Annotated in this window: 15 protein-coding genes and 1 riboswitch; of the genes, 9 read left to right on the plus strand and 6 right to left on the minus strand. The window is 48.1% G+C overall.

The window, feature by feature from the left end; all coding sequences use genetic code 11:
- Nucleotides 1–78 precede the first annotated feature (78 nt).
- Nucleotides 79–429 (minus strand): heavy-metal-associated domain-containing protein, encoded by a 351-nt coding sequence (locus tag KNQ07_RS09190; protein WP_251139513.1) that lies wholly within the window; start codon nt 427–429, stop codon nt 79–81.
- A gap of 171 nt (nt 430–600) precedes the next feature.
- Here KNQ07_RS09190 and KNQ07_RS09195 point away from each other — a divergent pair, with 171 nt between their 5' ends.
- The 5 genes from KNQ07_RS09195 to KNQ07_RS09215 all read left to right on the plus strand — a co-directional run bounded on the left by KNQ07_RS09195 (nt 601) and on the right by KNQ07_RS09215 (nt 4,334).
- The gene (locus KNQ07_RS09195; protein WP_214766232.1) at nt 601–1,437 is read left to right on the plus strand and encodes an undecaprenyl-diphosphate phosphatase; all 837 of its coding nucleotides are present in this window, start codon (nt 601–603) and stop codon (nt 1,435–1,437) included.
- Between the two features lie 109 nt (nt 1,438–1,546).
- A complete protein-coding gene (locus KNQ07_RS09200) occupies nt 1,547–2,140 on the plus strand; it encodes a LemA family protein (RefSeq protein WP_012369324.1) in 594 nt (197 codons plus the stop codon).
- The gene (locus KNQ07_RS09205; RefSeq protein WP_214766234.1) at nt 2,137–2,877 is read left to right on the plus strand and encodes a TPM domain-containing protein; all 741 of its coding nucleotides are present in this window, start codon (nt 2,137–2,139) and stop codon (nt 2,875–2,877) included. The genes KNQ07_RS09200 and KNQ07_RS09205 overlap by 4 nt, the downstream gene beginning before the upstream one ends.
- 9 nt (nt 2,878–2,886) lie before the next feature.
- Entirely contained in the window at nt 2,887–3,159 is a 273-nt protein-coding gene (locus KNQ07_RS09210; protein ID WP_214766237.1) for a DUF1294 domain-containing protein, read from the plus strand.
- Between the two features lie 212 nt (nt 3,160–3,371).
- Nucleotides 3,372–4,334 (plus strand): EAL domain-containing protein, encoded by a 963-nt coding sequence (locus KNQ07_RS09215; RefSeq protein ID WP_131503407.1) that lies wholly within the window; start codon nt 3,372–3,374, stop codon nt 4,332–4,334.
- A 54-nt stretch (nt 4,335–4,388) separates the two neighbouring features.
- On the opposite strand, the gene KNQ07_RS09220 is transcribed toward KNQ07_RS09215, so the two are convergent.
- Complete coding sequence (locus KNQ07_RS09220) at nt 4,389–5,414, minus strand: iron-containing alcohol dehydrogenase family protein (RefSeq protein ID WP_214766238.1); 1,026 nt, start codon at nt 5,412–5,414, stop codon at nt 4,389–4,391.
- 138 nt (nt 5,415–5,552) lie between these two features.
- On the opposite strand from KNQ07_RS09220, the gene KNQ07_RS09225 reads away from it, so the two are divergent.
- Nucleotides 5,553–6,377 carry an aldo/keto reductase gene (locus tag KNQ07_RS09225; protein WP_012369319.1) on the plus strand — a complete coding sequence of 275 codons (825 nt, stop codon included), beginning with the start codon at nt 5,553–5,555 and terminating at the stop codon, nt 6,375–6,377.
- Nucleotides 6,378–6,450: 73 nt separating this feature from the next.
- Here the strand turns inward: KNQ07_RS09225 and KNQ07_RS09230 are convergent, their stop codons facing one another.
- From KNQ07_RS09230 to KNQ07_RS09240, 3 genes are all read right to left on the minus strand, one after another.
- Entirely contained in the window at nt 6,451–7,206 is a 756-nt protein-coding gene (locus KNQ07_RS09230) for a general stress protein (RefSeq protein ID WP_251136073.1), read from the minus strand.
- Nucleotides 7,207–7,329: 123 nt separating this feature from the next.
- Nucleotides 7,330–7,647, minus strand: coding sequence for a DMT family transporter (locus tag KNQ07_RS09235; RefSeq protein ID WP_012369317.1), 318 nt, complete (start codon nt 7,645–7,647; stop codon nt 7,330–7,332).
- Nucleotides 7,644–7,973 (minus strand): DMT family transporter, encoded by a 330-nt coding sequence (locus tag KNQ07_RS09240; RefSeq protein ID WP_214766242.1) that lies wholly within the window; start codon nt 7,971–7,973, stop codon nt 7,644–7,646. Before KNQ07_RS09240 ends, KNQ07_RS09235 begins: the two co-directional genes overlap by 4 nt.
- A gap of 263 nt (nt 7,974–8,236) precedes the next feature.
- Here KNQ07_RS09240 and KNQ07_RS09245 point away from each other — a divergent pair, with 263 nt between their 5' ends.
- Nucleotides 8,237–8,794 carry a GNAT family N-acetyltransferase gene (locus KNQ07_RS09245; protein WP_012369315.1) on the plus strand — a complete coding sequence of 186 codons (558 nt, stop codon included), beginning with the start codon at nt 8,237–8,239 and terminating at the stop codon, nt 8,792–8,794.
- A gap of 180 nt (nt 8,795–8,974) precedes the next feature.
- On the plus strand, nt 8,975–11,527 hold the full coding sequence (locus KNQ07_RS09250) for an SH3 domain-containing C40 family peptidase (RefSeq protein ID WP_251139514.1): 2,553 nt from the start codon (nt 8,975–8,977) through the stop codon (nt 11,525–11,527).
- Between the two features lie 54 nt (nt 11,528–11,581).
- On the opposite strand, the gene KNQ07_RS09255 is transcribed toward KNQ07_RS09250, so the two are convergent.
- The gene (locus tag KNQ07_RS09255) at nt 11,582–11,875 is read right to left on the minus strand and encodes a putative quinol monooxygenase (RefSeq protein ID WP_012369313.1); all 294 of its coding nucleotides are present in this window, start codon (nt 11,873–11,875) and stop codon (nt 11,582–11,584) included.
- 77 nt (nt 11,876–11,952) lie between these two features.
- Here KNQ07_RS09255 and KNQ07_RS09260 point away from each other — a divergent pair, with 77 nt between their 5' ends.
- Nucleotides 11,953–13,125 carry a M20 metallopeptidase family protein gene (locus tag KNQ07_RS09260; protein WP_214766244.1) on the plus strand — a complete coding sequence of 391 codons (1,173 nt, stop codon included), beginning with the start codon at nt 11,953–11,955 and terminating at the stop codon, nt 13,123–13,125.
- 71 nt (nt 13,126–13,196) lie between these two features.
- Nucleotides 13,197–13,300: riboswitch (SAM riboswitch) on the plus strand.
- Nucleotides 13,301–13,319: the final 19 nt, after the last annotated feature.

Consider the following 13,319-nt stretch of genomic DNA (forward strand, 5'->3'; position numbering starts at 1 on the left):
TAGGCTACCTGACACCGAAAAAATACGGTGTACTGGCAGCCTAATCAAGGTGTTTTATATGTGTCTCATATTGCTAGGTCAGTCTATACCGACACTGTATTGTATTTTTTTCGTACGGTTCAAAAATGGACCATGATCGTGCGGATGGCTGTGGTCATGTCCCGCGTGTTCACGCGGATCGACGGCTTCTGTGGACGCCGTCCGGACGAGGTGGACATCCGGTTCAAGTTGTTGAATCCGTTCGACGACTGCCTGATACGTATCGTCGCTTGCAGCGCCCTTTTCATATGTCAGATAGAGTTTCTGACCGGCAAAATCCAAATCAGCTTGTTCGATGCCTGCCACGCTCGCGACACCCCGTTCCACCTTCGCCGCACAGTTGGCACAATCAATTCCTGTAATTTTCAGACGTTCTGTTTTCGCTTCCATTCCCTCACCTCATTCAAACGTTTGTTTGATTATAAGTTCAGTGTACTCTTTTTTGATGCTTGCAACAAGCCGGATTTCTCTCAGTCCTGCGCCCGATATTTCGATTCGTTCTATCTCAGAAGAATAAAACATGATATGTTTTTATTTAGAATAATATAGAAGGAGAATAACATGACTATCATTGAATTACTTAAAGCACTTTTACTCGGTTTCGTCGAAGGAATGACGGAATTCGCCCCTGTCTCCTCGACCGGACATATGATCATCGTTGATGACATGTGGCTTCAAACAACGGACTTCTTAGGGAAGTACTCGGCGAACACCTTTAAAATCGTCATCCAACTCGGTTCGATTTTAGCCGTCATCGTCGTCTTTTGGAAACGGCTGTTCAGTTTAATCGGTCTTTATAAAATCGAAGGTGAACACGATGCATCGGGTACGCATAAATTAAAATTACGCCACGTCCTGATTGGTTTACTCCCGGCAGCCGTTCTCGGTCTGTTGTTTGAAGACTTCATCGACGAAAATCTTTTCTCGATCGATACAGTCATCATCGGTCTTGCCGCCGGTGCGATCCTGATGATTGCCGCCGATAAACTCGGACCAAAAGAACCGAAGACAACGTCGCTTGATCAAATTTCGTATCGTCAGGCAGCACTCGTCGGTCTGTTCCAATGTATCTCGCTTTGGCCGGGATTCTCACGGTCCGGCTCAACGATTTCCGGTGGTGTTTTCCTCGGAATGAATCACCGGACAGCAGCGGACTTTACATTCATCATGGCGGTTCCGATCATGTTCGGGGCAAGTGCCTTGTCACTCGTCAAGAACTGGGAATATATCAATGTCGGAGATCTTGGATTTTATGTAGTCGGTTTCATCGCTTCGTTCGGCTTTGCGTTATTGTCGATCCGCTTCTTCCTGAAACTGATCAATAAAATCAAACTCGTTCCGTTTGCGATTTACCGTCTTGTCCTGGCAGCGGTTCTTGCCGTTATCGTCTATATGTAATCCCAAAAATCATCAGCTTTTCACTGATGGTTTTTTTATTTCTTGAAACTTATTCTTGCGGATTAGGGTATAGATAGTTGAGATACAGAAAAAAGGAGTGGTCATCAATATGGCTCGTAGAAATCGTGGAGGTTCCAAGTTACCTCTCATCATCGGGATTGCAGTCGTCGTCCTGATTGCCTTTTTAGCAATCGGACAGTACAACAGTCTCGTCAATGTCGAAGAAGATGTTTCGAATAAGTGGTCGCAAGTCGATAATCAGATCAAACGCCGGGCGGATTTAATTCCGAATCTCGTCGAAACCGTCAAAGGGGTCGCCGGTCAGGAACAAAAAGTTTATGGCGATATCGCCGAAGCACAAGCCGGTCTTGCCCGTGCCGCTTCGACGGAACAACGGATTGAAGCCGATCAACAGGTCACGTCTTCACTTCGCGGATTGATTGCGTTGCAAACGACATATCCGGAATTAAAATCAAGCGAACGATTCCAATCGTTAATGGATACACTAGAAGGCACGGAAAACCGTTTGGGTATTGCTCGGAAAGATTACAATGATGCCGTGACCGTTTACAATAAAAAACGTCGCAGCTTCCCGACTTCGCTTTATGCTTCGGCATTTGGTTTCGAGAAAAAACCATATTATGAAATCTCGGAAAGTGACCGTGAAAATCCAACGGTCGACTTCAATAGTGACTCGAAATGATTTGGCGGCGAACGCGACTGCTTTTTACCGCGTTCCTCGTCTTCTTCCTTCTGACTCCGACTGCCGAAGCCGTGTCAGAACGCACGGGCGCAGCGTTCTTCATCCAGGATGATGCACAGCTGCTGACCGCGTCGGAAGAAGCGGAGATCGCTCGTCTCGGGCAAGAACTCGAACAATACACGACAGCACAGGTCGTTCTCAAGACGGTGCCGGATTTAAAAGGACAGGATTTAAGCACGTATGCCAATGAAACGTTTCGGGCTCAAGGCATCGGGCAGGCCGGAAAAGATAACGGGATTCTCGTCGTCGTGGCACCAAACGAAAAAGACCGGAATTTTCGGATTGAAGTCGGCTATAAGCTCGAAGGAATTCTGACCGACATCACAGCGGGACGGATTCTGGACAAATACGCCGTTCCGTATCGGGATCAAGGTGATTATGGCAAAGCAGCATCCGAAACGTACAAAGCGGTCGTCAGCGTCGTGTCAAAAGAACAGTCGCTTGAATCGCAGGATCCGGTCAAGAAAAGTACGGACGGCGGTTTGAGTACTTGGGCAAAAGTCCTGATCGGTGCCGGTCTTGTCCTCTTGCTGTTCCTCGACATGAAGTTCACCGGGGGCATGTTCTTCTTTGCCATCATCAATATCTTTTCCGCCATCATGCGTGGCGGTGGAGGTGGTGGCGGTGGCAGCCGGGGTGGCGGCGGAAGTTCCGGCGGCGGCGGCGCGGAAAGGTAATAAACAGACATGACTATTTTTTCAACTATCGCTGCCTTTTACGGCATCATGACCGTTATCGGATTTATCTCGATGTGGCGGGATAAACGTAAATCCCAGCAACATGCCTGGCGGACGCCCGAAGCCACCTTGTTGATGATTGCTTTTTTGGGCGGCGCTCTCGGGACGCTTTTGGCAATGCAACTCGTCCGGCATAAAACACGGACCGCCAAATTCCAACTCTTTGTACCGTTAGCAATTTTACTGCATGCTACGCTTTGGATTTTGTGGATTCGATCGTAATCCTTTAAATTATGTACCGATTAACCGATAAAAAAGACAGGATGGTTCATCAAAAGATGAACTGTACCTGTCTTTTTTTTACTTTGGTCAATTGAAAGACAAATAGTTGATATCAGGTTTATTTATAGATTATCTTCGGGTAAAGACTTTAACTAATTTAATAAATACATCTTTTACAGACGTATTTTACCAAGAGAGGTGGACACCCATTCATGTGGCATCCTTGCGCCGAATGTACAACAACAATCCGTTTTATCGAGGCCGGTTCTTTACATATTCAATCGCCTGCGCCAGAAGTATTTTCTTACAGTTCATTTGAGCAGTTGGAACAAATCCTTAGCTCTACGTTACAGATTGGGGATTTTCCGGTTTCCTGCCGGGCGAACGGATCACGTCTCGTGACACCTGTACTTGCAGCTTCTGTTTTGCTCGAACAGTTGAAGAGCCGACAAGCCATTGATTTCATTCAAAACGGCATCATGACGAGTCATCTGCAACCAATCTTCAACATTCAAGACAACTCACTTTTTGCGAATGAAGCGTTGCTTCGGGCCGCCGATCAAACGATTCCGATGTCCCCGGGTCTGCTCTTTTCGACGGCTTCCAAAATGGGGCTTCATTCCCGACTCGATCAACGGGCGCGTGAAGAAGCGATTCGGGCAACACATCTGGTCGGTGGAACGCAAAAAACCTTTATTAACTTCCTCCCTTCAACCATCTACAATCCGGAGTACTGCCTGCGTCATACGTTCGAAATCGTCGAACGGTATAACGTCGATCCAAGCCGGCTCGTGTTCGAAGTCGTCGAGACGGAAAAAATCGAAGACGTCAATCACTTGAAACATGTCTTCGAACAATATAAAAAACAAGGCATCCAAGTAGCACTCGATGATGTCGGTGCCGGCTTCTCGACGCTTGATATGTTGTCGTTACTCCAACCGGATTATGTCAAAATTGATCGTGCCTTCATCTCAAACTGTGACACTGTAACAGAAAATGAAGCCTTTTTACGAAAAGCGCGTCATTTAACAAAAGAGATGGGGATTCAGATTCTTGCGGAAGGCATCGAACGTCAGGAAGAACTCGATCTCTGCCGCGAACTTGGATTTGATCTCGGACAAGGTTATCTGCTCGGCCGTCCCGCACCGTACTCAGAACTGGCAAAAGCACAGTAATCGTAAAGCCCCTCTCCTCCGCTTCGAGGAAAGGGGCTTTATCTTATATTTCCATCAAGATATGAGTACTGCTTCCCGGTCATTTTTCATTAAGGCCGAAAGAACGGTCGCCTTCGACCAATCCGTCGCAATCAGTTGACAGAGCAGTTCCTGACCAATTCGTTGCGCCAAGTCGGCTCGCTCCGCTTCCGTCAATCCTAGATTTGTACTCGTCGTCGGTTGTTTGTTTTCAATCAAATACTTTCGCAACTCTGTATAGGACACTGTTTCACCTAACAATAACTCCTGAATCAACAAGCCGTAACCGACTTTACTTCCGTGTAAAATCCGGTTCGTCGACGGGAACGGAGATAACGCATTATGAACACCGTGACCAATCGCCCCACGTGTTGCTTCGTCACCGAATCCACCGACACTTCCGGCAAGCGGAATGACCGTCTCCACCAGATGTTGAATCGGGGACGAATACTCCTGAAATTGTTTTGGACTGATCGGTGTCTGCAAAATTAATCGTTTACAGTGTTCTGCCATCCGTAAGGCCGATTCGACGACAGGATGGTCAGAAGTCGATCCGCTCAGCGCCCGGGCTTCGTACCATTTCGCTAATGTATCGACCAGTCCGGCAACAAAATAATCATATGGACTGGCTGCTAAAATCCGATGGTCGAGCAATAATGCTTCAATGACGACAGGAATCGTGTCAAAACGAAGGTACCGACCCCGTTCATCATACATGACACTAAGGGGTGTCCACGGGGCACAGTTCGAGACGATCGTCGGAATGACAATCAACGGGCAATTTCGTTTGACGGCCACTTGTTTGGCCGTATCAATGACGGACCCGCCGCCAAGAGCGATGATGATGTCGTACGCGGCACATTGTTCTGTAAGCTCTATTACCTGCTGATCTGTACAATGTCCGGAAAACAGCAGCTTCGGCAATTCCGGCAAATACTGTTCGGACGATTTTAATGCCTGTTCACCGTGAATCAGCACCGCTTTTCTCCCCCGTAACAATTCTGAAAGCCGATCGACGGCTTGTTCTTCGTGTATGTATTGTAAAACGGCTTGACGAATCATCCTGATCCCTCCCATTATTTGTTAACGCTCAGTATACGGATTTCCTAGCGCCAATTCAACCCTTCCTTTGATTCGATTTTCGAAAGTGAAAAGCGTAAACTGGGTAAGACAGGATTATTATCTTAAGGGGGAATTCAAATGGAATTCGTTACGTTGAACAATGGGCTGGTCATGCCGCAACTCGGATACGGTGTGTTTAAAGTCCCGGAACAGGAAGTGTATGAAGCGGTGCGGGAAGCTTTACGGGTCGGCTACCGTTCCATTGATACGGCAATGATTTATGAAAACGAGGCCGGTGTCGGTCGCGCCTTAAAGGATTCGGGGATTCCACGGGAAGATATCTTTTTGACGACAAAGGTTTGGAATAAGGATCAAGGTTATGAACGGACACTGGCCGCGTTTGAAACCAGTCTCCAAAAGCTCGGGGTTGATTACGTTGATTTATACTTGATTCATTGGCCGATGCCGGACGAGGATTTGTATATGGATACGTGGCGTGCTTTAGAACAGCTGTATCGAGATGGCAAAGCAAAAGCGATCGGAGTATCGAATTTCCACATTCCGCATTTAACACGGGTATTGGAAGAAGGAACCGTCGTCCCTGCCGTCAATCAAATCGAACTGCATCCGTTCTTAAGTCAGGAAGCGATTCGCGCATTTTGCCAAAAGAACGGGATTGTCGTCGAAGCCTGGAGCCCGTTGATGAAGGGACGCGATGCCTTAACAGACCCGGTCATCACAGACATCGCGGCACGTCACGGTAAGACACCTGCTCAAGTCGTTCTCCGTTGGCATCTTCAGCATGACATCATCGCGATCCCGAAATCCGTCACACCAAGCCGGATTCAGGAAAACTTGGACATCTTTGATTTTGTGTTATCACCGGATGACATGCGACAAATCGATCAGCTCAATCGGAATGAGCGGACCGGCTCGAATCCGGACGAGATGCATAAAAAATAAGACGATGCCCACATCACTGTGAACATCGCCTGATGCAAAGAGGCTGACACGTCCGTCAGTCTCTTTTTTTAGATTAACGATCCAAATCGTTTCCGTGATCCTGTTTCGCCACATCATCGGAGTGATCCACAGAACGGGTCGGACGGTGCAGTTGTTCTTTTTTCTCATCCGAATGTTCCTCATGACGTTCCTTTTGTTCTTCCCACTCCGGACGTTTAAAATCGTCGTCCCGGCGCATCGCAATGTCCGGTTCACGGTTACTGTCCAGTTTGGCATGCTGAATGGCCTCTTCGTCTTGCGGCATCTTGTCGGTTCCGGCACGATGCAAATCGATTTCCGCATGCTCCTCTTTCGAATCCTTATCGACGTCAAGCGGATTTCCCGAACCGAGTTGTGCATTTGAATTGGCATCGTCTGATGTATGCGTTTCTTCGTAACTGCCGTAACGTACTTTGACGTCCGGATGTGTATTGTCCGTATTTAAGTGGGGATCGAACTGAATGTCCTGAACTTCCAGCAACAGTACGAACCCGCCGCCTTCGACTTCCGTTTTATGGACTTCAACTTGATCTTCCGGTAGATCGAGCGAACCAAACAGATCGTCCACTTCCTGATCGCGTCCCTGATTCCCGCGAATCCGGTCAATCCACGACGGTTTCGTCGTCGCGATTTCCGCGTCCATCTGACTGCGGACCAGTTGAAGATTCGATTTTTCTTTAACGATGATATAAAAATCTTCTTCGCGATGACCTTGCTGATGCAACTCATCCATTTTTGAAATCAGTTCTTCTTCTTTATAAAACGTTCCGATATACTGTTTCGTTTTCATATCCATCCATCCCCTTATGCACGAATTTAATGACGTACTTGTCTTATAAGGAGTATTTCCTTTTTTCAGCTAAAATATGCCACCCAGTCGGCTCAAACAGGAAAAGTAATCTAAATGATATGTTTATTCGCCTGCAAGCTTCAAGCCGATTGTCGCACTGAGAATCAAACCGATACAGACAATCCGTTTCCAGTCCTTCGCTTCGTTGTAAAAAATCATGCTGAGAATCGTACCGCCTGCCGCTCCAATGCCCGTCCAGACCGCATAGGCTGTTCCCATCGGCAACTCATTCATCGCCAAGGTCAGGAATAAAAAACTGAACCCAAAACCAGCGAACATCAGCAACAGATTTTTAACGTTTTTTTGTTGATTGTACGTATTGATCAAAACGACACCAAGCATTTCAAACAATCCGGCCAGAATCAAATAGAACCAACTCATTGTTGTTCCCCCTCCCCGCTGACTAATTTCAAACCGATCACCCCTACGAGCAAGACCGCGATCAAGATCAACTTGATGACGGAGGCGGACTGATCAAACAAGACGATATCCGTCACGACCGTTCCTGCTGTGCCGAGTCCGACGAAAACGGCATAGACTGTTCCGACCGGCAGATGATTACTGACCTTGATTAAAACCGTGAAACTGATAATGATACTGACCACAGTCGCCGCCCATTCAAGTGGTGTCGTAGCGTGCTTTAAGCCGATGACCCAGCCGACTTCAAAAAAGGATGCCAGAATGATGCTGAACCAATATTTTGCCATGTCATTTCCTCCTTCAGTTCGAATCAAACAAAAAAGCCCGGGAGCAAGCGTAAAAACGCTTTACTCCCGGGCTTTTATCCCTCCGTTGCATAAGGTTTCCCTTATGTTCCTCCCTTGGTCCAGCCGAACGGAACCCTAGAGGATACTTATACTGTTCATTCGATACACCGACTTTAGCACGCTTGATTTTGCCTGTCAAACAGGAAAATCGGGCTGAACAGCTAATATCTTATAGAGAGTCCACTACAGAGGAGGAGTCCATCATGCGCTATAAAATCAACGAGCAACTGCGAATCCGTCGTTTCACTCCAGAAGATTTAGAAGCTGTCCATGCCTATGCCTCAAAACCGATTGTCAGTCAGTATCAATCGTGGGGACCCAACTCCGAAAGCGACAGTAAACAGTTTATTCATGATGCTCTCGAGAGCGAACTTGAAAATCCACGCCGCCGTTATGTCTTTGCCGTCACCTTCCCGGACGACCGTGTCATCGGAGCCGGTGAACTGGTAATCACCGATACCGAACACAAGATTGCCGAAATTGGTTATATCCTGTCACCCGATGAATGGGGAAACGGCTATGCAACGTCCGTTGCGGCATTTTTACTCGAATTCGGATTCGAAAAACTGGAGTTACACCGGATTACTGCCACGTGTGACCCGCGAAATGTCGCTTCAGAACGTGTTCTTCAGAAAGTTGGGATGACGAAAGAAGGACAGCTGCGTGAAACCGTCTATCTCGAAGATCATTGGCGCGATTCGCTCATTTACGGCATGCTCGATTGGGAATGGCAAGTCGATCACGAAGACGATCCCGCATAATTCAGACGGTGCCTCTTTAACACGAGGTACCGTTTTTTTAACGTCATACCGTCTCTTGTATCATTTGGATGATGATTTACTTTTTTTGATATCTTTTTACACCATTAAAAATGAACATGGTAAACTTAGTTTTAATTGGAGTAAAAATTAATTTTCTATAGAAATGGAGTTTTATATACGATGCCTCTTTCAAAAAAATGGTTCACGTCACTCGCTGCTTCCGTCATGCTGTTCAGTTCTTTCCCGATCAGTCCGCTGGCAGAAGGAAATGATTCAGCCGCCGTTGTCGACGAGCAAACAGAAGTGGCGACCGGTAAACAGTTTACCGAGACTGCTACCCCGGTCTTTGAAACAACGGAAAGTACAGCCGCAGTCAGCACCCTGCCTGCCGCTACTGAAGTCGAGACGTTCGGAGTCGAAGGTCTCTTTACCCGCATTAAACTCGATGGTGTCTACCGTTTTGTGAAGACAGACCAACTGGCGGATACTCCGACGTATCCGAAAATTGACAGTCAGTATACAAATAAAGTGACAGCCCTGTATTCATCGGCAGATTCGTCGGCAGCAACCGCTCAGACATTTGCGCCAAACAGCAAAATCGATACATATGGTCAGGTCGGTCTCTTCACCCGCGTCAAACAGGATGCCGATTATCTGTTCGTCCTGACGGCGGATTTAAGTACAACCCCTGTCTATTCGGCGACAGGAGAACGGTTCGTCCAACAGAAAACACCGGTCTATCCGACCGCCGACACCACACAAAAGCCGCTTGCCACTTTGACACAAAATGATTCCATCAAGACATTCGGGACGTCAGGGAATGTTACCCGGATTGAGTGGAACGGTACATATGCTTTCGTCTTAACGGCTCACCTCGGGACGAAACCAGTCGTCTCCTATGAAGCAACCGGTAAAAAGTACAGCCAACAAACTGCCAACGTTTATCCAACCGCCGCAACGACAGGGACACCACTCGGCATATTGTCCCAAAATCAACTCGTCGACATCTACGGCGTATCCGGTGCCTATACACGCGTCCGCTTAAACGGCGTCTATGGATTTGTCCTGACAGCTCAGTTAGGCGATCTGGAGTTTTTTGCGCAGACAGCCCGACTTTATGTCCAGTCACCTACTCCAATCCGCCAAGCACCTAACGCATCGAGTCCCGTCTTAAAAGAACACCAGACAAATACCTTGCTGACGGTATATGGCACAAGCGGTGCCTACAGCCGGATTTTATTCAACGGACAGTATGCCTATGTCCTGACGAGCGCACTTGCTCCTTTAAAAGTCTATGCCAAAACAGCTCGTTTATACGTCCAGACACCGACGGCAATCCGTTCCGCACCTAATGCATCCAGTCCCGTCCTCAAGCAGCATCAGATGAACACGCTGTTAACGGTCTACGGAACAAGCGGTGCCTACAGCCGGATTCTGTTCCGCGAACAATACGCCTACGTCTTAACGAGTACGCTTGCTCCGACAAAAGTCTATGCCAAGACAGGTCTCCGGTATGCGAGCAAATCAACAGCGATTTTTAAAGACACGACGGCAAAAACGATTATCCGTACAATGAAGCGCGCAGAACAGATTGACATTTATGGCACAAGCGGTTCCTACACACGCGTTAAGCTTGGTTCCGTCTACGCTTACGTCAAGACAGCCGATCTCGTGACGAAAAAACCGGATTTGTATGATGTCACCGGAATCCGTTACGTTCTCGATGATAAAGTCGTCGTTCATCCAAAAGCCAGTCTGACAGGAAAAATCGGCACTCTGAAGAAAAATGCACAACTGTCGATTTACGGTACAAGCGGCTACTACACACGGGTCAAAATTGGAACGACATTTGGCTTCGTCGACTCGAGCAGACTTGGCTTAAACAAACCGGTCGCGCGCCCGAAAGTCGGCACCGTCTTTTATGTCCACTTTGATCAGACGCCGCTCTTCTCAGCCGATGTCGCTTACAGCCGCCCTGCCGGTTATTTGAGTAAAGGCACAAAGTTGATTGGTCTGAAAGCAATCGACGATGACTTTTGGCAAGTCCGCTTGCCGAACGGAACAACCGGTTATGTCATCAATCCGTACATCGGAACAACAAAACCGGATATGCGTTACACCCAACAAGCGATTAACCGTCAAAAAATCTATACGGTCAAAGCAACATCGTCTTATTTTGCGACACCGGTCAGTCCGAAAAGTGCCGGATTGGTGGAACAGGGAAAACGTGTTTATCCCCGGTACCGGGTCGGTAATTTTTATGTCATCCAGTCCGGCTGGTCCCCTGTTTATCTGCCGGTCAGTGCCGTCACGGTCAAGACGGATACACGGATTGCACAGAAAAATACATCGCGCGGTGAAAAGTTGATTCAGGCAGCCGCCAAACACTTGGGAACACCATATACATGGGGTTCGCAAACAGCAGCCAACGGTGGGTTTGATTGTTCCGGACTGATTCATTACGCGACGAATGAAGCCGGGAAATACGGTGGCCGGACGAACGTCAGCGGCTACTGGTACGGGGCGTTCTTTACGAATCGACGGACGACAATCAGCAGCGGGAAACGGTCGGATATCGTCTTCTTCGAAAATACGTACACGGATGGACCGTCACACATCGGTATCATGCTCGATAATGAATATTTCATTCATGCCGGCGGCTCACAACTGCAAATCAATTCGATTTACGAACCACGTTGGCAGGAACATTTCCTCGGCTTTAAATCGATGTAACAACGAAAAAGGCGTATGGCCCCTTTCGGATCCATGCGCCCTTCTTTCCTTGATTTAGAATGTCATCTCGACGTACTTCGTCACTTGACGATCCTCCAGGTATAACTCGATTTGTTCCCGGTATGCTTTATAATGATCAGATGCGATATGCGCTTCCAGAGCCTCTTCGTCCCGGTACACTTCATAAAGCATGAACTGATGTTCATTTTCAATCGATTGATGTAATGTATAACGCAAGCAACCCGGTTCATTTTGTGCTGCTTTGTAGACTGTGCTTAAAATCGGAAAGACTTGATCGGCTAATCCTGCTTTGACTGTAAGAACGGCATTGACGATGATTTCACCCATATGTTGATTCCTCCTCTGATTGATTACCTCTATCTGTACCCGTTTTTACTCAAGACATACCGAAAAGGATGATTTCGATGCAAGAAAATTTATTCACCTACTTAACTGAGTATGAATCAGAGATGATTCGTTTACGCCGCGACTTTCACCGCCATCCGGAATTATCGTTTCAGGAAGTCCGGACTCCCGCTAAAATCGCCGCTTTTTATGACGCCCTCGGTATTCCTTACCGGGCGAACGTCGGTGGCAGCGGAATTGTCGCGACGCTGACAGGAACACGTCCCGGGAAAACAATCGCCATCCGGGCCGATTTTGATGCGTTACCGTTGCAGGAAGAAACCGAGTTATCGTTCCGTTCGATTCGTCCCGGTGTCATGCATGCCTGCGGACACGACGGTCATACGGCGATTGTTCTCGGACTGGCCGCTGCTTTTCATGCCATACAGGATGAACTGGCAGGTACTGTCGTCTTCATTCATCAACACGGTGAAGAAGTGTTCCCCGGCGGTGCCATCCAGATGATTGAGGACGGTTGTCTCGACGGTGTCGATGCCATCTTCGGCACCCACCTCGAAAATGATCTTCCGGTCGGATCAATCGGCTATCACAGCGGTCATACGTTATGTGCGATCGATGAATTTGAAATCGTTGTTCATGGTCAAGGCGGTCATGCCCAGGCCCCGCACCGGACACAGGATGCGCTCGTCGCCGGTGCCCAGCTTGTCTGCAATCTCCAGCATCTCGTCAGCCGGCGGGTTGATCCGTTTGAGCCGGCTATCGTTGCGATCGGTTCGTTCCACGCCGGAACGGCTCCGAACATCGTCACCGGTGAAGCCCGGATCGTCGGAGAAATCCGGACGTTCAATGAACAACTCCGGCACCAGTTACGTCAACAGGTGGACCTCGTCGCCCGGACGACCTGCACCGGAGTCGGCGCTGATTATTCGATCGATTTCACGACCGGTTATCCGTCGCTTTGGAATCATCCGGATGAAACACAGCTCGTCCAGGAAGCCGCCGGTTTTTTACCGGAAGCACAGGTTCGCGAGATGAAACCGATGATGGCAGCGGATGACTTTGCCTATTACCTCGAAAAAGTACCGGGCAGTTATTTCTTCACGGGCTCTGCAAAAACGGATGGGCGGACGATTTATCCGCAACACCATCCGAAATATGAAATCGATGAGCGGGCTCTACTGATTGGAGCGAAAACGTTAGGAGCGACCGTTCTTCGTGCCCTGCAAACATAAGGATTGACTTTCCACTTTTATGAATGGTATTATCATCCCAATGATAACGAACTTACATCAACTTCATATAACACTTATCAAGAGTGGACCGAGAGATCTGGATCGATGACGTCCCAGCAACCTGCGTACAGCAAGGTGCTACGACCAGCAAAGCGAAAGCTTTGGTTGATAAAAAGCGGCGACTCCTTTTGCAA

Source organism: Exiguobacterium sp. s145 (genome assembly GCF_018618835.1).
In the GTDB taxonomy this organism is placed as follows: Bacteria; Bacillota; Bacilli; order Exiguobacteriales; family Exiguobacteriaceae; genus Exiguobacterium_A; species Exiguobacterium_A artemiae.